We start from the raw sequence: 19342 nt of genomic DNA on the forward strand, positions 1-19342 counted from the left end.
CGTAGGAGTACATTTTTCCGCTATGCATATTCATATTCTAGGTATTTGCGGCACATTTATGGGCAGTTTGGCCCAACTGGCGGTGGCGGAAGGGCACCGCGTAACCGGCAGTGACGCCAATGTTTATCCACCTATGAGCACCCAGTTGCAACAGGCGGGTATCCAAATTACCGAGGGCTATGATCCCGCACAGCTGGAGCCCGCCCCGGACCTGGTGATTATTGGCAATGCCATGTCCCGGGGAAATCCGGCAGTAGAGGCGGTGCTGGAAAAAGGGTTGGCTTACACCTCTGGCGCCCAGTGGTTGTGCGATCACTTCCTGGGTGGCCGCTGGGTATTGGCGGTTTCCGGAACCCACGGTAAAACCACCACCGCCAGTATGCTGGCCTGGATTCTGGAAGCGGCAGATATGCAGCCCGGCTTCCTGATCGGTGGGGTCCCGGCTAATTTTGGTGTCTCTGCTCGTTTGGGAGAGTCTCCCTTCTTTATTGTTGAGGCGGATGAGTATGACACTGCCTTTTTCGACAAGCGTTCCAAGTTTGTGCACTACCGCCCGCGCACGATGATTATCAACAATCTCGAATTTGACCACGCAGATATCTTTGAGGACCTGGCGGCAATCCAGAAACAATTCCATCACCTGGTACGAACTGTGCCTGCTAGTGGCTTGATAGTGGCCTCTGCCGAAGAGAATGTAGAGCAGGTGCTTGATAAAGGCTGCTGGAGTGAAGTACAGCGGGTTGGCAGCGAGTCTGCCGATGGTGTGCGAGTGGGTGATTGGTGCGCAGTGGATATTGCCGCTGATGGCAGCAGCTTTACGGTTCAGTTTAAAGGCGAAGCTGTGGCGCGGGTCGAGTGGGACCTGACCGGGCAGCACAATGTGCAAAATGGCCTCGCGGCTATGGCTGCGGCGCGGCATGTGGGTGTCACCCCAGATTTGAGTGCGGCAGCTCTGGCACGCTTCCAGGGGGTTAAACGCCGTATGGAGTGCTTGGGAGAAGTGGCCGGCATCCGTGTTTACGATGATTTTGCCCATCACCCCACCGCGATTGAATCCACCCTCAATGGCCTGCGGGCGAAGGTTGGGGAGGATAAAATCATTGCCCTGATTGAACCGCGTTCCAATACCATGCGTATGGGAGTGCACCAGGGCAAGCTGGCCGACTCCTGCTCCGGGGCCGATATGGTGCTCTGGTATCAGCCTGAGGGAGTTAACTGGTCCCTGGAAGACGTCGCCCACCACTCATCGGTGCCGGCCAAAACTTTTGATTCGATTGAAGATGGTGTGGAATCTGTGTTGCAGCTAGCCGATTCCGGTAGCCATATCGTAGTGATGAGCAACGGCGGCTTTGGCGGTATCCACCAGCGCCTTATCGGTGCCCTGGAACAGAAATACGATCTCTAAGTCAGAAGACTAATGTTTCCTGCGCAGCCTTATACTCGCAGGGCTAAATAAGGTATCGACTTTGCATCAATCTCCTTTCGAGAAGACCGTGACCCTGGCTATGACCGGGGCTTCCGGCGCTCAGTATGGTTTGCGCCTGCTTCAGTGCCTGCTGGCATCGAATGTGCGCGTGTGGTTGCTGTTGTCTGAGGCGGCTCAGGTGGTCATCAACACCGAAACTGATATGCAGTTGCCGGAGGGCGATGAACGCGAGTTGCAGAATTTCCTCGCCGATCGTTTTGCCGCGCAGGAAGGTCAGCTAACTCTGTTCAGCAAGCGCGATTGGTTTTCCCCGGTGGCTTCTGGAACCGGGGCGCCAGCCAGTATGGTGATCTGCCCGGCAAGTGGTGGCACCTTGTCTGCGGTGGCCTGTGGAGCATCGAACAACCTGATTGAGCGGGCTGCGGATGTAGCCCTGAAAGAGCGCCGCCAGCTCATTCTGGTTCCCCGCGAGGCACCTTACTCCGAGATTCACCTGGAAAATATGCTGAAACTCACCCGCATGGGGGCCATGATCCTGCCGGCCAGCCCTGGCTTTTACCAGAGGCCCAGTTCGGTAGAAGATATTGTGGACTTCGTGGTGGCGCGGTTGCTCGACCAGTTGGGCATCGAGCAGAAGCTGTTGCCCAGCTGGGGAGAGCAGGATGGGCAATGAGATAAAACCGAGTATTACGATTCACTATTGTGTGCAGTGCAACTGGATGTTGCGAGCCACCTGGATGGCCCAGGAATTGCTGCACACTTTCGCCGATGACCTCAATCAGGTTGCATTGCAACCGGGTACTGGGGGAGTATTCGAGATTCGGATTGGCGAAATTTTGATCTGGGAGCGCAAGCGTGACGGCGGCTTTCCCGGTGCTAAGGAGCTCAAACGTCGCGTCAGGGATACCCTGTTTCCCGAACGCGACCTGGGGCATATCGACAATCCCTGAAAAAAGTTCCAATAAAACGGTGCGGTGGCAAATTTTAGGTTTGCTAATTCATCGCATAGGCGAACAATATGCGCGCCGCAATGCGGCCAGTTTTTAGTTTGGAAAGAAGCGGAAATTTATGCTGTCAGCTTTACAGAAGTCTTATGAATACTTGGTGACCAAGCGGCCCGCTGCGGTGTTGGTGGTTATCGGCCTGTTAACCCTGCTGGCAGCCCTCGGATTGTCCCGCCTGAAGATCGACGCCTCTGCCGATTCCCTCACTCTGGAAGCTGATAAATCCCTGGATTATTTCCGCGAGATTTCCGAGCGCTATGCCAGTGGCGATTTCCTGGTCGTTACTTACCGCTCCAAGACTGGGGACCTGTTCAGTGATGAGTCCCTGGAAACCCTGGGCAAGTTGCGGGATGAATTGGCCAAGGTAGATGGTGTGTCCAGTGTGCAGAGCATTCTCGATGTCCCACTGCTGTACAGCCCCAAGCTGGTTCTCACCGATATCAGCGATGAGGTGCGCACGCTCTCCAGGCCCGATGTCGACCGGGATATGGCCCGGCAAGAGTTCCTTTCCAGTCCGATTTATCGGGAGTTGATCCTGAGTCCGGACGGGCAGACGACCGCCATTCTGGCGAACCTGAAACTGGATAGCCGCGGCATCGAGATGGTGCGCGAGCGGGATGCTTTGCGCAGCAAGCGCAATACAGAGGGGCTGACTCCGGAAGAGACCGTTCGCCTGGAGGAGATCAGCGCGGTCTATCTGGCCCACCGTACTGAGCAAGAGAAAGTTGCCCACCAGCGAGTCGATACCGTGCGCGGAATTCTGGCTGGCTACAACGGCGAAGCGGAGCTGTTCCTCGGTGGTGTCACCATGATTACCGCCGATATGATTTCGTTTATTAAGAGCGACCTGCTGGTATTCGGTGTGGGGATTCTCGCTTTTATCGTGATTACTCTGTTGCTGATTTTCCGCCAGCCGCGCTGGGTGCTGTTGCCGCTGATGACTTGTGTTACCACTGCGGTGGTGATGCTGGGGCTACTCGGCTGGCTGGACTGGCGACTGACAGTGATCTCGGCCAACTTTGTCGCACTGCTGTTAATTATTACCTTGGCAATTACCATCCACCTGGCGGTGCGCTACCGGGAATATATTGCCCAGAACCCGGATTGGGATCTTGAAAAGCTGGTATTGCAGACAGTGCGCTTTATGGCCAAGCCCTGCCTGTATACCGCACTGACCACCATCGTGGCTTTTGTGTCCCTGGTGGTGAGCGGCATTCGCCCGGTTATCGATTTTGGCTGGATGATGACGATGGGTGTGACTGTGGCTCTGCTGCTGTCGTTCCTGATTATTCCCAGTTTCCTGATGGTGCTGCCGAAGCGTGTGGGCAGTGTGAGTGCAGATAACTCCCACGCATTTACCCTGCAGTTTTCCCGCTTTGCTGAGCGCCACAAGTTTGTGGTGCTAGGTATTTCACTGCTGGCAGCCGTCGTGAGTGTGGTGGGTATATCCCAGCTGAAAGTGGAAAACCGCTTTATCGATTACTTCGATGATTCCACGGAAATTTATCAGGGCATGCTGGTGATTGACCGCCGCCTGGGTGGCACTGTGACCCTGGATATTATCTTGGATCAGCCCGAGGAGCAGGAGGCAGCTTTCGAGGGAGAAGAAGATCCCTTTGCGATGGAAGCAGAGGAAGATCCCTTCGCTGTAGAAGAGGACCCCTTTGCCTCCGATGATCCATTTGGCGGTGAAGAGGAGTCAGTGGAGCAGAGCTACTGGTTTACGGTTGCCGGTTTGGCAAAGCTGGAGCAGCTGCATGATTACCTGGAGGAGCAGCCGGAGATAGGCAAGGTTCAATCTCTGGCGACCCTGTATAAAGTTGCCGTGGATCTGAATGGCGGTCCCCTCAATGACTTTGAGCTGGCGGTGGCCAATACCAGCCTGCCGGCCGAAATTCGCTCCGTTTTGGTAGACCCCTATTTATCTGTGGAGAACAACCAGGCTCGTATCACCCTGCGGGTGATGGAGACAGACCCCACCCTGCGTCGCGATGAGCTGATCCAGCGTATCTACAACTACGCTCACAATGAGATGGGCATAGCTCCAGAGAATGTTCATCAGACCGGCCTGTTGGTTCTGTACAACAATATGTTACAGAGCCTGTTTAAATCCCAGATCCTGACCCTGGGTGCTGTTTTTGTCGGAATCCTGCTGATGTTCCTGGTGCTATTCCGCTCTCTGTGGATTGCTCTGATTGCACTGGTGCCAAATATGCTGGCGGCCTGTGTGGTACTTGGTGGTATGGGGCTCGCGGGTATTCCGCTGGATATGATGACCATCACTATCGCCGCGATTACCGTGGGTATCGGGGTGGACCATGCGATTCACTACCTGTATCGCTTCCGCGCGGAGTTTGCCAAAGATGGCAATTACCTGGCGACCATGCATCGCAGCCATGCGACGATTGGTCGTGCCATGTTCTACACTGCGATCACGATTATTGTCGGTTTCTCAATTTTGGCGCTGTCGAAGTTTGTTCCGTCGATCTATTTCGGTCTCCTCACCGCGCTGGCGATGTCCGCCGCACTGTTGGGTTCCCTGACACTTCTGCCCCTGTTGCTGGTGATGTTCAAGCCCCTCGGTCGTCAGAGGCAAGCTGATAAAGTTGAGCCCGAGGCACCGATGCAGGAGGCGCCCAGCGCCTGAAGCGAAGGAATTTGAAATATAAAAAAAGCCGGGATAACCCCGGCTTTTTTATGTCTGCTTAACAGTCGGGACTCAGTCTTGGCGGCTGGTAATTTCCAGCAAGTGGTAGCCAAACTGGGTTTTGACTGGGCCATGTACCTTATGCAGCTCTTCGGAAAATACGACCTTGTCAAATTCGGGAACCATCATTCCCTTGCTGAAAGAGCCCAGGTCACCGCCGGAACGGCTAGAGGGGCACTGGGAGTACTGCTCGGCAATTTTACCGAAGTCAGCGCCGTTCTCGATTTGCTGTTTCAGGTCCTGGCACTGCTGTTCATTTTCAACCAGGATATGGCGAGCGGTTGCTGTAGGCATGAAAAATCTCCGTTTGGTCAATTTACCGCAGCAGCTTAAAGGCTGGGTGTTGGGCTTGCCAGCGACAATTACCGCAAAGTGGAAAAACTTGCTCGCAATCCAACCGGTTGGCGGTAAAAAGTCTCTTAACCTGCCGCAGAGTTCCCTAGGGCGATGTTATCTTTAGGGCACACAAAAAATAATGAGTGATGACTTTGCAACAGATACCCCTTTTTCCCCTGAGTGTCCCTCTATACCCCGGCGTGACTTTGCCCCTGCGGATTTTTGAGCAGCGCTATATTCACCTTGTCAGTGAGTCCATGAAAACCAATAGTGGCTTCGGCATTGTTTTGATTCGCTCCGGGGGCGAAGTGGGGCGCGCTTCAGTATGGCCTCTCGGTGTTTATGTCGACATCGTGGATTGGGGGCAGGGCGAGGGAGGGCTGCTAAATGTGGAGGTGAAAGGTCGGCGTCGCTTTCGCATTGTCCACACCCGTCGCGCAGAAGATGACTTGCTTCTGGGGGACGTGGAATGGATACCAGATGAAGATGAAAAGCCGATTCCAGCGGATTGCGATGGTCTTCTGTCGGTGTTGGAGGAGTTGAAGGAGCGGGCACAGACGCTATCACTTAAATTTGAGCCGGTGGAGTCTGCGGACTCACTATCCTGGCAATTGGCTCAGCTTCTGCCATTGGAAGATAAGGTTCGCACCGACTTGCTAGCGGTAGAAGATCCTCTTATGCGGCTTGCAACCATTGCCGAGAACCTGGACCGCTGGACGCGGGAATAGCTAGATATAAAGCTGTGGGGCCCGGTAATCGGCACTTTCAACCGGGTCTCGCTGGGTTATACTGCGCGGCCGACCGGATTTTGCACGGAGAGCCAAGTGACCGCCACAGACACCGCTGATCAGCAATCCACTCGCGCCAAGCTCGAACAAATGGGGCGCGCAGCCCGTACCGCCGCCAAACAGATAGCTGCTGCGGATACCTCCACCAAAAATAATGCTCTTAAAGCCATCGCTGCCCAACTGGAGACACAGCGAGTATCTTTACTGAAGGCCAATGCATTGGATATGCAGGCCGGTCGCGAGCGCGGCCTGGATGCGGCTCTTCTGGATCGTCTGGAGCTTAACGATGCCCGCATCGATGGCATGATCGAGGGCTTGGTGCAGGTGGCAGAGCTGCCCGACCCGGTGGGAGAAGTTGAAGATTTACGCTATCGCCCCAGCGGTATTCAAGTGGGCAAAATGCGTGTGCCCCTAGGAGTGGTGGGCATTATTTATGAGTCCAGGCCCAATGTGACCATTGATGCAGCGAGCCTGTGCTTAAAATCCGGCAATGCCACAATTTTGCGTGGAGGCAGTGAAGCGCTGCACTCGAACAAGGCAATTGCCACCTGTATTACCGCCGGCTTGCGCGAAGCGGGTTTGCCGGAAACGGCGGTGCAGGTTGTCGATACCACCGATCGAGCGGCGGTGGGTGCCCTGATCACTATGCCGGAATATGTGGATGTGATTGTACCCAGGGGCGGAACCGGCCTGATTGAAAGGGTCAGTCGCGAAGCCCGGGTGCCGGTGATCAAACACCTGCACGGTGTTTGTCATGTGTATATCGATGATCAGGCTGACCTGGCCAAAGCTTTCGATATCGCCCTCAATGCCAAGACCCATCGCTATGGTGTTTGTAACGCCATGGAAACACTTTTAGTTGCCGAGATGGTTGCGGCGGATATACTGCCGCGCTTGGCTGGTGCCTACGAAGACAAAGGGGTTGAATTGCGCGGTTGTGACCGGACCCGTGAAATCATTGCTCACTGTGTAGCGGCGACAGAAGATGACTGGAGTGAGGAATACCTTGCCCCGGTTCTGGCTGTGCGTGTTGTTGCGGATATGGAAGCGGCTATGGACCATATTGCCTGTTACGGATCCGGCCACACCGAGGCAATTGTCACCCAGGATTACAGTCGCAGCCGCCGCTTTATGAGTGCTGTGGATGCCAGCTCAGTGATGATTAATGCCTCAACCCGCTTTGCTGACGGTTTCGAGTACGGCTTGGGGGCGGAAATTGGTATCAGTACTGATAAAATCCACGCCCGCGGCCCGGTTGGCCTGGAAGGGCTCACTTCGCAAAAATGGATTGTGTTCGGAGATGGCCATATCCGGCAATAAGCACTTTTCCCTTTGGGGCAGCGAGTGCGGGGGGTACGAGAAATAATTGTGGCGAGCAAAAGGCATAAGTTGGCCCTGTTTGGCGGAACCTTTGATCCGATTCATCTCGGTCATTTGCGGATGGCGCTGGAGCTGCGCCAGGTGCTCGAATTTGATGAAATGCGCTTGCTACCCAGCCACCAGCCCGCCCACCGGCAGACGCCAGGTGTATCGTCCCGCCAGCGCAGCGAAATGCTGGCTCTGGCGTTGGAGGGGTGTGAGGAACTCACCCTGGATGAGCGAGAACTCCATCGTGGCGGGGCTACTTATACGGTAGATACCCTGGAGGAGCTGCGCAGTGAACTGGGAGATGAAACCTCCATCAGTTTCTGCATGGGATTGGACTCCCTATTGAGTCTGCACCGCTGGCACCGCTGGGAGCGCCTCTTGGAGTTGGCACATCTGGTGGTGGTAACAAGGCCTGGCTGGCACCTGCCAAATCGCGATAGCGAAGAGCATGGCCCTCTGGCAGAACTGCTGGAGAATCATCGGGGCACGGTTGCAGACTTGCATACACGAGCATGTGGTTGCCTGCTGTTGCGGGAGCAGACTATGTTGCCAATTTCCGCGACGCAAATTCGCGAATTAATTAAAAGTGGCCAGTCGCCACGCTATTTACTGCCCGCAACTGTGTTGCAGTACATAGAAGATCATCGACTTTATACAGAGGTTGCTTCAGGCGACCCGCAATGAATCAAGGTGTTATGACAAATATTAAAGATATCGCTCTCAATGCGCTGGAAGATTTGAAAGGTAAGGATATTGTTTCCCTGGATGTTTCCGGACATTCAGATGTAATGGACAATCTGCTGATCTGTACTGGTACTTCCAGTCGCCAGGTTAAGTCCCTGGCAGAGAACGTTGTAGACGAGCTGAAAAAAGAAGGTATTCGTCCCATTGGTGTTGAAGGTGTCGACCAAGGCGAGTGGGTATTAGTCGACTACGGTGACTTGGTTGTTCACGTGATGCTCGCAGATGTTCGCGGTTTCTACGATCTGGAAAAACTCTGGTCTATGACTCCGAATACCCGTGACGATGCCGATGGCAGTGATCCGCACCAGGGTTAATTGCTGTGAAAATCCGCATTCTTGCCGCCGGTGGAAAAATGCCGGCTTGGGTGCAGGAGGGCTACGCCGAGTACGCTAAGCGCCTGCCCCGGGAAATTGCTCTGGAAATGGTGGAAATTCCACTCGGCCAACGAGGCCAAAAGAGCTCTGCTGCCCTGATTGAAAAAGCGCGAAAAAAAGAGGGCGAGGCGATGCTCGCCGCTTTGGGACCGCGGGATCACGTGGTAGCGCTCGATGTGAAAGGCAAGCCCTGGAGTACTGAGCAGTTGTCGGCGCAATTAAGTGATTGGCAAATGCTCGGGGAAAATATCAGCCTGTTAATTGGCGGGCCCGACGGTTTATCCGAAGATTGCCTCGCCCGTGCACGCCAGCGCTGGTCTCTGTCCCCACTGACCTTGCCGCACCCGCTGGTGAGGGTGGTTCTGGCTGAACAAATTTATCGCGCCTGGACATTATTGGCCGGCCATCCCTACCACAAATAAAATATTTGCGATAAGTCGCGGAGAGATTTGCCGACTCGGTTCTCTCTCCTGACTCGCCCTGTGTTAATGTAGGGAATTAGATTTTTTGCACGCCAGTCAAAAACCATCGAATAAATTCTGATGCCGCACGATTACCATCTCAAGGACCCCCATACCGAGCAGCGATTGTTTCGCAATCGTATGTTGGTGGCGCTTGTGGGGGTTATCTTTTTATTGGGTGTTCTCGTTGCGCGTTTCTACAACCTCCAGGTGGTTAATTACGAAGACTACCGCACTCAATCTGATGAGAACCGTATCCAGGTGCGCCCGGTCGCGCCGACCCGCGGATTGATCTATGACCGCAACGGCATTTTGCTAGCCGATAACCGCGCCAGTTATAACTTGTCGATTGTTCGCGAGCGCGTTCGCGATATGGATGCCACGTTAGAGCTGATCGGTAACCTGGTGCGACTCGATGAAAATGATGTCACCAAATTCCAGAAACGCCTCAAGCGCCGGCGCCCCTATGAGCCAGTGCCTCTCCGATTTCGATTGAACGAAGATGAAATCGCACGGATCAGTGTTAATCAATTCCGTATGCCTGGGGTGTCAGTGGAGGCGGAGTTAGTGCGTTACTACTCCCTCGGGGATCTATTTGCCCATAGTGTGGGCTATGTGGGGCGAATCAGTGACCGCGACCTGAGTAACTTTACCGAGGATGATGTGCGCCGCTATCGCGGTACCCGCAGCATCGGTAAGGTCGGGTTGGAACGCTCCTACGAGGATCTCCTGCTCGGAGAGGTCGGTTATGAAAATGTCGAAATTAATGCTCGTGGCCGGGTTTTACGAGTACTGGAGCGCCGGGACCCCAAACCGGGCTCGGATCTGGTGCTCAACCTGGATGCTCAGCTGCAACAAGTCGCCTCTGATGCCCTGGGAGATCGCCGCGGTGCAGTAGTTGCGATCGATGTAAATAGCGGTGGTGTGTTGGCGTTTGTCAGCAAGCCGTCCTTCGACCCCAACTTGTTTGTGACCGGCATCAGCTTTGCCGACTATCGCGCCCTCAGCGATTCTCTCGATGTGCCCCTGTTTAATCGGGCGGTGCAGGGGCAGTATCCACCGGGCTCGACTCTAAAGCCGTTGATGGGGCTGGGTGGACTCCAGGCGGGCATTATTACCCGAGAGAGTACAGTCAAGGACCCCGGCTTTTACAAGCTGCCCAACGATCCGCGCATCTACCGCGACCACGTGCGCTGGGGGCACGGTGAGAAAGTGGATCTGATACAGGCCATGGCGCAGAGCTGTGACGTCTACTTTTGGGATATGGCGCACCGCTGGGATATCGATGATATGCACAGCATCGCCTCTCATTTTGGCTTGGGCAGCAAGACAGGGATTGATCTGCCCATGGAGCGCTCTGGACTATTTCCTTCCCGAGACTGGAAGCGCGGCGCCCGCGGAATGCCCTGGTTCCCCGGTGACAGTTTGAATGCGGTGCTGGGGCAGGGCTTTGTGTTGGCGACGCCACTGCAGCTTGCAGTAATGACTGCCACGATTGCCAATCGCGGTACCCACTACCGCCCGCAGATGGTCAAGTCGATCAACGGGGTGGAACAACCTCCCGAGATACTGCACAACCTCGAGGCCCGCCCTGATCACTGGGATTTGGTATTCGAGGGAATGGAGGCTGTAGTCAACCACCGTACCGGTACCGGGAAACGGGCAGGTAAAGATCTGGACTTCCGCGTGGCGGGTAAGTCCGGTACCGCTCAGGTGGTCGGTATTGCCCAGGGGGAGCGCTATGACTCAGAGGCCCTGCAAGAGCGCCACCGAGACCACGCCCTGTTTGTGGCCTTCGCGCCTGTGGATAACCCCCGTATCGCTGTTTCGGTATTAGTCGAAAATGGTGAGGGCGGCGGCAAGGTCGCTGCTCCGGTGGCAAGAGAGCTATTTGCGGAGTGGATGTCACGCCCGCAGTTGGAACCGCAGAAGACGGCGGATACCACTTATTTGAGCGAGGGGGCTGGCAATGGCTAGTCGCGATTTCTCCCACCGTTTGTCAGATGCCCACGGCAGTCTGCGCAAGCCGGTCAGTCTCTCACGCCGCCTGCATATTGATATACCGCTACTGGTACTGTTGTTGGTGTTGGCCGCTGTAGGACTTGGAGTGCTGTACAGCGCTTCTGGCGGTGATATGAACTATGTGCGGCGCCAGTCAATTTTTATGTGCGTGGCCTTTGTGGGCATGTTTATCGTTGCGCAAATCCCCCTGGATTTTTATCGGCGCTGGTCCCCCTGGGCCTATTTGGCCGGTTGTGCGCTATTGGTTGGGGTATTGTTCTTTGGCACCAAGGCGATGGGGGCGCAGCGCTGGTTGGAGATAGGCGGGTTTCGCTTCCAGCCATCGGAAGTGATGAAGCTCGGTGTCCCCATGGCAGTGGCAGCTTACCTGCATCAACGCCGTTTGCCGCCATCACTGACCACAGTGATTGGAGCTTTGGCAATTGTGGCGATTCCCGCAGCTCTTATCGTACGGCAACCGGATTTGGGGACTTCGATCCTGATTGCGGCGTCCGGTCTTTTTGCCCTGTATCTAGCGGGGTTGAGTTGGAAGATGATCAGTGCCGCGGCAATGGCGCTGTTGGTTGCTGCCTATCCAATTTGGCACTGGGGGCTCCACGATTACCAGCGGCAGCGAATTTTGACCCTGCTCAACCCAGATGATGACCGTTTTGGTGCTGGTTGGAATATATTTAACTCCAAAGCGGCTATCGGCTCCGGTGGTGTTTACGGCAAAGGCTACCTGCAGGGAACCCAGTCACAGCTCGATTTCCTGCCGGAGAGCCATACCGATTTTATTATCGCGGTACTGTCGGAGGAGTGGGGCATGCGCGGCGCCCTGTTGCTGCTTTTGCTATATGTACTGATTATCGCCCGTGGCATTTACATCAGCTTTATGGCCCAGCACGTATTTGGCCGATTGTTGGCGGGGAGTATTACCCTCACTTTTTTTGTCTATGTATTTGTAAACATTGGTATGGTTACAGGATTGTTGCCGGTAGTTGGGGTGCCTTTGCCTGTGATTAGTTACGGCGGGACATCCTTGATTACATTGATGGCCGGATTTGGCTTGTTGATGGCTGTTGGCACTGAGCGGCGCAGAGTTCACTTTTGAGGAACACTGCATAGGGACAATAACCGGATTTAGAGACGCGAGATGAAGACAGGAGCGGTCGTTTTGAAGTGGACCTCGGGATTATTAATCGGGATGGGACTGGCCCTCGCCGCCTGTGCGCAGGAACCGGGTCACGGAAATAATAAACAAGCGCAAGAATTCGTAGATTATATGGTGGAAGAGCACGATTTTAATCGCGAAGAAATGCAGACTCTGATGCGTGAGGCCAAGCGCAAAGATTCCATCCTAAAGGCGATCAAACGGCCAGCTGAGAAAGCCAAGCCCTGGCACGAATATCGCAAAATGTTTCTCACCCCGCAGAGCATTGCCGGTGGGGTAGACTTTTGGGATCAAAATGCCGAGGCCCTGGCTGAGGCTGAAAAGAAATACGGTGTACCGGCAGAGATGATTGTTGCCATCATCGGAATTGAAACCCGATACGGCGGTAATATGGGCGGCTACCGGGTTTTGGATGCACTTTCCACGCTGGCATTTAACTACCCCCGTCGCTCTGCGTTTTTTACCAAAGAGTTAGAAAACTACCTTCTGCTGACTCGTGAGCAGGATATGGACCCCTTGGCTCTCAAGGGCTCTTATGCTGGGGCTATGGGCTACGGCCAATTCATGCCTTCAAGCTACCGCTCTTATGCGGTGGACTTCAGCGACGATGGCAAGGCGGATATATGGAACAACCCTACCGATGCGATCGGCAGTGTGGCTAACTATTTCGTTAAACATGGATGGAAGCCCGGTGAACCGGTCGCGGTACTGGCCAGCCCCCGCCCGAATGCGGACATGACAATCGTCAACGATACTCTGCAGCCGCAGTGGACCGTTGGAGAATTGGCGGACAAAGGCTTTAACGCTACTAGCCAGGTGGCTCCGGAAATGCCGGCCAACGTATTCTCCCTGCAAACTGAGCAGGGAAAACAGTATTGGCTCGGTTTGAATAATTTCGCGACTATCACCCGCTATAACCGCAGTCGCCTTTACGCTATGGCCGTCAATGACCTGGCCCAAGAGATTGTTAAAGCGAGAGGCGGCAAGTCTTAAGGCGGCTTCAGTCCCGCAGCTAAATTTAACCCAAATGGAGGGAACCATTTGGGTTTTTAGTGTTCATATTTTTCTATTTTATTTAGCAGTTCCAGATAATAGCGGCTTGGAGACGGCAGCAATAAGTTGTCGCGCGCCGGGGGGATTATGTTTCAGTGCAAAGCGCGTTGGGGAGTGGCCCTGGCGGTCCTGATATTAGCGGCCTGTAGTGGCCCGCAGCCAAAACCACAGAAAACCGAAAACACCAAGCAACCGGACTTTAATAGCATCAAGGATAGTGGCCCTGCTGCTCCGGTAAATATGCAAGCAGCCCCTGAGCCGATCCCTGTCCGCGAGCCGATCGGCGACGCCGGCAATAAATCCCCTTATAAGGTCAACGGTGTCACGTATCGTGTACGCAATGACGTCAAGGGCTATAAAGAGGTGGGGCAGGCTTCCTGGTATGGAACAAAATTCCACGGCCGACGCACTGCAAATGGCGAGGTCTACAATATGTATGCCATGTCTGCTGCCCATAAAACGCTACCACTGCCCAGCTATGCCAAGGTCACCAATCTCGACAATGGCCGCAGTATTATCGTGCGGGTAAACGATCGGGGGCCCTTTGTGCACGGGCGCATCATCGACCTCAGTTATACTGCTGCGCAAAAGCTCGGATACATTGATAAAGGCATTGCTCGGGTTGAGGTAGAGGCTCTGGACCCGGCCGCGTTGCCGGCCGCCAATGAAGTGCTGGCCAATAGTGATGGCACCGCTGGTTTGGCGGAAGATACAACTATCAAGTTGCCCGACAATACCTATCTGCAAGTTGGTGCTTATAGCAGTTCCGCGCAGGCCCAGGAAATTCGCACCCAATTGGCAGCGGCCATTGACTATCCTGTTGCTGTTAGTTCTGTTCAGAGTGGCGGCAAGACTTATTATCGAGTTCGAATTGGCCCACTCACCCAGCAGAGAGCTTTGGCAACAGCGCGGGAAACTGTTGAGCAAAAGCAATTTGGACAGCCACAAGTAGTTTACGAATAGTGTTGTGGGCTTTTGGGTATCAATAGGGAAAGGTGATATCTGCCTTAAATGATTGTGACTGATGCTATCGGTGGCAGTCATTTGAATACCCGTTCACAAAATAGTGCGCATTGACGCGTTTTTTCTTGTATTTTGTAATTTTGTAATGATAGGCGGCGTTTGGTGACAAGCTCTAGTGCCGCTGATTAACCTTGTAGATTTCGTTGCAGGTTAAGCCAACGAAAACGAGGAATGACGAGACATATACCTATGATCACACGGATTATCGCCTGTTCTTTCCTGTTGTTATGTGCGGGCCTGGCCCAGGCGCAATCTCTTATCCCTGCACCGCCTCAATTGGCGGCGAAGTCTTACCTGCTCTTAGATGCCAATACCGGTCAGGTCCTGGTTGAGCACGAGGCGGATACTCCGGTACCGCCGGCAAGCCTTACCAAGATGATGACGGCTTATATCGTTTCTGAGGAGATCCTTAAGGGGAGCATCAAAGAAAACGATATGGTTCGTATCTCTGAAAAGGCCTGGCGCAAGGGTGGCTCCAAGATGTTTGTCAAAGTGGGTGACCAGGTGCCGGTTATCGACTTGATGCGCGGTGTGATTATTCAATCCGGTAACGATGCGAGTATTGCCCTTGCAGAACACGTCTCCGGTAGTGAAGAGGTCTTTGCCGAAGTTATGAACCAGCAGGCAGAGCTGCTGGGAATGGAAGATACTAACTTCGTCAACGCCACCGGCTGGCCTGCAGAGGGGCATGTAACGACTGCCCATGACCTGGGTGTACTGGCGCGCGCGCTGATAATGGACCACCCAGAGCATTACGATATTTATTCCGAGAAGTATTTCAGCTACTCCGGCATTAACCAGCCCAACCGCAATCGTTTGCTGTGGCGCGATTCCTCTGTAGACGGAATTAAGACCGGCCATACGGAAGAAGCAGGGTACTGCCTGGTAGCTTCTGCAATGAAGCGCGGCATGCGCCTGATTGCTATTGTTGTCGGCACCGACAGTGATGAGAAACGCGCCTCTGAGACCCAAAAACTGCTCGCCTACGGCTTCCGCTACTACCAAACCCATAAGGTATATGGTCAGGGTGAAGAGTTGCAGACGGAGCGTGTCTGGGGTGGTGAAGAGCCCAGCGTGGGTATTGCCGTAGCTAAAGATGTATTCGTTACCATCCCCCGAGGCGGTGAGGAAGGCATTAAGGCCGACCTGATTGTGGATGGCGAGCTGGAAGCGCCTGTGCAGAAGGGCCAGCCAGTGGGTAAAGTTGTTGTGACCCTGGATGGTGAGACTGTCGCCGATGTTAAAGCCGTTGCTGCCGAAGATGTGGAGCGTGCCGGTTTCTTCAAACGCATGTGGGACTCCATCAAGCGCTTTGTAATGGGCTTTTTTAGCTAATTGCTGATTTAGGGGTGGGAATGATTCCCATCCCTGTCCATCCCTCCCCACTCTCTGTCCACTTCCCCTTTTGCTCACTGTCCACTGCTGTTTAGCCGCTGTATAATCGCCGCCCGGCTGTGCCTAAGCTTTTCTCAATATCTAACAGCCCGGCCCCGGAGAGTGGTATGAGTCAAGATCCCAATCAAAAAGCCCCGAAAATTGAATTTCCCTGCGAAGACTACATGGTCAAGGTCGTGCGTGATGCCAATGATGAGGCGCACGAATTTGTACTGAATGTGATGCGTCGCCATGCCCCCGGCCTGGATGAAGAGCGCGTTACCTTGCGTGACAGTAGTACTGGTAAATTCACCTCAATGACTTTCTTTATCCTCGCCACTGGTGAGGAGCAGCTCAAAGCATTATTTGAAGAACTGAAACAGCACCCCGCTGTGCATATGGTGCTCTGATGACCATTGTTCGCGATCTTGCGCGGCGAGATTACAAGAGTGTCTGGCAGGCTATGTCGCGCTATACCGATAGTCGCGATGGCGAAAGTGTCGACGAGATCTGGTGTGTAGAGCACGAACCGGTTTTCACCCAGGGGCAGGCAGGCAAAGCCGAGCACCTGCTGAATACCGGTGATATACCCGTGGTTCAGGTGGATCGTGGGGGACAGGTGACTTATCACGGCCCCGGCCAGTTGGTGGTGTACCCATTGCTGGACCTGCGTAGAGCAAAAATCGGCGTGCGTGATCTGGTCACTGCCCTGGAGACTGCCACGGTGGCAATGCTGGAAACTTTTGGTGTTGCAGCGGCACCCAGGGGCGATGCGCCGGGGGTCTACCTCACTGAAGGCCCACGTGCGGGAAGTAAGATTGCCTCTATCGGATTGCGAGTTCGGCGGGGGTGCAGTTTCCACGGTATCGCCATCAATATCGATATGGATCTGGCTCCATTCCTGCGGATCAACCCCTGTGGCTATGCGGGGATGCAGATGGTGCAGATGGCAGAAATATTGGAACCAACCCCGAGTTGGAGCCAGGTCGCCGAGATTTTTGTACGCGAGCTGCTCCACACTCTTCAGTTGCCCGACGCCCAGTGGCAACCCATTGATGAAAAAGTATTTGCGCAGCTGAGCGCAGAACAGCAGGAATTAAGTAATGGCTGATAAACCCGACCTGGTGCCCGTTAAGCGCACTCGCCGCCTCCAGCAGGGGGAGAAACTTCGCGATGGCGATAAGGTAGAGCGTATCCCGGTGAAGGTAATTGCCAGCGATAACCTGCTGCGTAAGCCTGACTGGATTCGCGTAAAGGTTCCCGCTTCAAAAGAAGTGGATCGCATCAAAAATATTCTCCGCTCACAAAAACTGTCAACGGTTTGTGAAGAGGCGAGCTGCCCTAATTTGGGAGAGTGCTTTAGTGGCGGTACCGCGACATTTATGATCATGGGTGAAATCTGTACCCGTCGCTGTCCTTTCTGCGACGTAGGCCACGGTAAGCCCAATCCACTGGACCCGGAAGAGCCTAAGAACCTGGCGGATGCCATTGCTGCAATGAGTTTGCGCTATGTGGTAATCACCTCTGTTGACCGGGATGACTTGCGCGATGGTGGCGCCGAGCATTTTGCCAATTGTATTCGTGAATCGAGAGCGCAATCCCCGAACCTGCAAGTGGAAATTCTCACTCCGGATTTCCGCGGCCGTATGGATGTAGCGCTGGACATTCTGGAGAAAGAAGCTCCGGATGTGTTTAACCACAATTTGGAAACTGTGCCACGCCTGTATAAAGAGTCTCGTCCCGGTGCCAATTACAAGTGGTCTTTAAAGCTGCTGCAGGAATACAAAAAGCGTCGCCCTGACGTACTGACCAAGTCCGGGTTGATGGTTGGCCTGGGTGAGGAGAAAGAGGAAATTTTCCAGGTAATGGACGATATGCGCGAGCATGATATCGATATGCTTACGATCGGCCAGTATCTGCAACCGAGTAAAGAACACTTGCCGGTGCAGCGCTACGTCCACCCGGATGAGTTTGAAGAGTATCGCCGCTACGCTGAGCAAATCGGCTTTAAACACGCGGCCTGTGGTCCCTTAGTACGTTCTTCTTACCATGCTGATAAGCAGGCTCATGGAGAGAAAGTGGGTTAAGCCGGCGGAATAAGTTGATTTGTTAAGGGTGCTTTCAAGCACCCTTTTTTGTCATTCTCCCCAGATCATATGTAAATACGAACCCGAACTGCCCGCTCGTAAAGATATTCAGTTGCTAATCGCTGGGGCTAATGTCAGCCCAACCCTAGGAGAGTGTGTGATGAAAGCTCCTAGCTAGACTCTAGAAATGCTGCGAAAAATCATATACTGAAAAATTCTGGTGATACATGGATCTCGTTGTATTCTTCACAAGATCCCAAATTACTCCAAACAAAATTTATATTCTTTTGGGCTATTTTAGCTGTAAGCAAAGTTGAGTAGGCCCGAGTTACTTGGATTTCGTCAGGGAAATCAACTTTGCACCAATTTTGGGAGCAGGTCTTATTTGTTTGAAAGTATACACCTCCATTTTTATGGGTTATCAATCGTGTAACTTGCTCGGTACAGTTAATTGCGGCATTTCCAGTTAGAGAAAGTAAGCCAAGCACAATGATTAAGGTGAATTTATAAAAGGTTAGAGTTTTCATGGGGAATATACTCATTTTTTATAATGTTAATTTAAGTGGGCGGAGCTTTGAGGTGTGAAAGCTATTATTTAAATCCAGCCCCCTTTAAATGTGTGTTGTGTTTTGACTTGCCCTTGGGTGTTTTTCGGAAGCCTAGCATGGTTTCCTTGGGTAATTAAATCAATATATCAATCTGTATTGTGGATAGGGGAGTTGCTGTTTTATAAAAATGTAATTTGTACTATAGATCCAGTATTCATCCTTATTCGTGATGACTGTCATAATCTGAGATGGGATCCTAGTTGGTAGAAGTGTTTGCTTAATTACCGCTAACTTTAAGTTAGTTTCGAGTAACCTTTTGGGATGTTGGTAATCTCTGTATAGGGAGTAAGTAAGTTCGGTGATGGATACCGGTAAACCTATTTTTTCCATATTGAGACTCCGTTTAAAAGTACTGAGTATTCTTTAAGCCGCAAAGTGATCTGCTCGCCTGCTAGCTCTCAGATTGCTGTGGGGGCTAGGATTCTACTGCTTACAGGATCTTCGATCCGAGCATCTGGTCTATGTAATGACGTTAAGGGGTGGGAGGGTATCCGGGGTGGCCCTGCTACTATCGCAAAGGTGTTCTTTGTGCAGCTGAAAAGCGAATAGTTCCTGAGAGACTCTAATATAAAGAGCTGTATATATCATTAGCGTCTCCTTTTCTGATATTTTCGGGAATTCTGCATCAAAGCTTGCATCTCGTGCGATCATTCCGGAAGTAGATATCGTCGGGTTCAATAAAATCGGGCAGCTTGGACTGGTAATCCGGTTCTATTGTTTTCCATCGGGATTTCTGTTTTCTTCGTTAGTCATATTGAAATGAATGCCTAGATGAAAGTAGGCTCCATGCAAAAATGCTACGAATCTATTGATG

General features: G+C 53.2%; 18 protein-coding genes. 17 read left to right on the forward strand and 1 reads right to left on the reverse strand.

Going from position 1 to position 19342, the window contains the following annotated elements:
* Positions 1-22: 22 nt before the first annotated feature.
* From mpl to ACJJIN_RS22235, 4 genes are all read left to right on the forward strand, one after another.
* Positions 23-1405, forward strand: coding sequence for a UDP-N-acetylmuramate:L-alanyl-gamma-D-glutamyl-meso-diaminopimelate ligase (gene mpl / locus ACJJIN_RS22220; protein ID WP_444896235.1), 1383 nt, complete (start codon positions 23-25; stop codon positions 1403-1405).
* Between the two features lie 100 nt (positions 1406-1505).
* Positions 1506-2099: a flavin prenyltransferase UbiX gene (locus tag ACJJIN_RS22225; protein ID WP_444898282.1), complete on the forward strand. Its 594-nt coding sequence runs from the start codon at positions 1506-1508 to the stop codon at positions 2097-2099.
* The gene (locus tag ACJJIN_RS22230; RefSeq protein ID WP_282931461.1) at positions 2089-2376 is read left to right on the forward strand and encodes an Rdx family protein; all 288 of its coding nucleotides are present in this window, start codon (positions 2089-2091) and stop codon (positions 2374-2376) included. The genes ACJJIN_RS22225 and ACJJIN_RS22230 overlap by 11 nt, the downstream gene beginning before the upstream one ends.
* Positions 2377-2494: 118 nt before the next feature.
* Complete coding sequence (locus tag ACJJIN_RS22235; protein WP_444896236.1) at positions 2495-5077, forward strand: efflux RND transporter permease subunit; 2583 nt, start codon at positions 2495-2497, stop codon at positions 5075-5077.
* Positions 5078-5149: 72 nt separating this feature from the next.
* Here the strand turns inward: ACJJIN_RS22235 and ACJJIN_RS22240 are convergent, their stop codons facing one another.
* Positions 5150-5431, reverse strand: coding sequence for a peptidylprolyl isomerase (locus tag ACJJIN_RS22240; RefSeq protein WP_282931463.1), 282 nt, complete (start codon positions 5429-5431; stop codon positions 5150-5152).
* A gap of 188 nt (positions 5432-5619) precedes the next feature.
* On the opposite strand from ACJJIN_RS22240, the gene ACJJIN_RS22245 reads away from it, so the two are divergent.
* The 13 genes from ACJJIN_RS22245 (at position 5620) to lipA (ending at position 17920) form a co-directional block, all read left to right on the forward strand.
* Positions 5620-6201: an LON peptidase substrate-binding domain-containing protein gene (locus ACJJIN_RS22245; RefSeq protein ID WP_282931464.1), complete on the forward strand. Its 582-nt coding sequence runs from the start codon at positions 5620-5622 to the stop codon at positions 6199-6201.
* Positions 6202-6297: 96 nt separating this feature from the next.
* Positions 6298-7581 carry a glutamate-5-semialdehyde dehydrogenase gene (locus ACJJIN_RS22250; RefSeq protein WP_444896237.1) on the forward strand — a complete coding sequence of 428 codons (1284 nt, stop codon included), beginning with the start codon at positions 6298-6300 and terminating at the stop codon, positions 7579-7581.
* 48 nt (positions 7582-7629) lie between these two features.
* Positions 7630-8313 carry a nicotinate-nucleotide adenylyltransferase gene (nadD, locus tag ACJJIN_RS22255; RefSeq protein WP_444896238.1) on the forward strand — a complete coding sequence of 228 codons (684 nt, stop codon included), beginning with the start codon at positions 7630-7632 and terminating at the stop codon, positions 8311-8313.
* Complete coding sequence (rsfS, locus tag ACJJIN_RS22260; RefSeq protein WP_444896239.1) at positions 8310-8687, forward strand: ribosome silencing factor; 378 nt, start codon at positions 8310-8312, stop codon at positions 8685-8687. The genes nadD and rsfS overlap by 4 nt, the downstream gene beginning before the upstream one ends.
* Positions 8688-8692: 5 nt before the next feature.
* Positions 8693-9169 (forward strand): 23S rRNA (pseudouridine(1915)-N(3))-methyltransferase RlmH, encoded by a 477-nt coding sequence (gene rlmH, locus ACJJIN_RS22265; RefSeq protein ID WP_444896240.1) that lies wholly within the window; start codon positions 8693-8695, stop codon positions 9167-9169.
* Between the two features lie 120 nt (positions 9170-9289).
* Positions 9290-11185, forward strand: a complete 1896-nt coding sequence (mrdA, locus tag ACJJIN_RS22270) for a penicillin-binding protein 2 (protein ID WP_413663144.1) — start codon at positions 9290-9292, stop codon at positions 11183-11185.
* Positions 11178-12323: a rod shape-determining protein RodA gene (gene rodA / locus ACJJIN_RS22275; protein ID WP_413663143.1), complete on the forward strand. Its 1146-nt coding sequence runs from the start codon at positions 11178-11180 to the stop codon at positions 12321-12323. Before mrdA ends, rodA begins: the two co-directional genes overlap by 8 nt.
* 42 nt (positions 12324-12365) lie before the next feature.
* Positions 12366-13376 (forward strand): lytic murein transglycosylase B, encoded by a 1011-nt coding sequence (mltB, locus tag ACJJIN_RS22280; RefSeq protein WP_413663142.1) that lies wholly within the window; start codon positions 12366-12368, stop codon positions 13374-13376.
* 147 nt (positions 13377-13523) lie between these two features.
* Positions 13524-14399, forward strand: a complete 876-nt coding sequence (locus ACJJIN_RS22285; protein WP_282931471.1) for a septal ring lytic transglycosylase RlpA family protein — start codon at positions 13524-13526, stop codon at positions 14397-14399.
* 249 nt (positions 14400-14648) lie between these two features.
* On the forward strand, positions 14649-15794 hold the full coding sequence (locus ACJJIN_RS22290; protein WP_444896241.1) for a D-alanyl-D-alanine carboxypeptidase family protein: 1146 nt from the start codon (positions 14649-14651) through the stop codon (positions 15792-15794).
* A 167-nt stretch (positions 15795-15961) separates the two neighbouring features.
* Positions 15962-16243, forward strand: a complete 282-nt coding sequence (locus tag ACJJIN_RS22295) for an HP0495 family protein (RefSeq protein WP_444896242.1) — start codon at positions 15962-15964, stop codon at positions 16241-16243.
* Positions 16243-16944, forward strand: coding sequence for a lipoyl(octanoyl) transferase LipB (gene lipB / locus ACJJIN_RS22300; protein ID WP_444896243.1), 702 nt, complete (start codon positions 16243-16245; stop codon positions 16942-16944). Before ACJJIN_RS22295 ends, lipB begins: the two co-directional genes overlap by 1 nt.
* Complete coding sequence (gene lipA, locus ACJJIN_RS22305; RefSeq protein ID WP_282931475.1) at positions 16937-17920, forward strand: lipoyl synthase; 984 nt, start codon at positions 16937-16939, stop codon at positions 17918-17920. Before lipB ends, lipA begins: the two co-directional genes overlap by 8 nt.
* Positions 17921-19342: the final 1422 nt, after the last annotated feature.

The organism is Microbulbifer maximicatervae (SeqCode) (assembly GCF_052467505.1).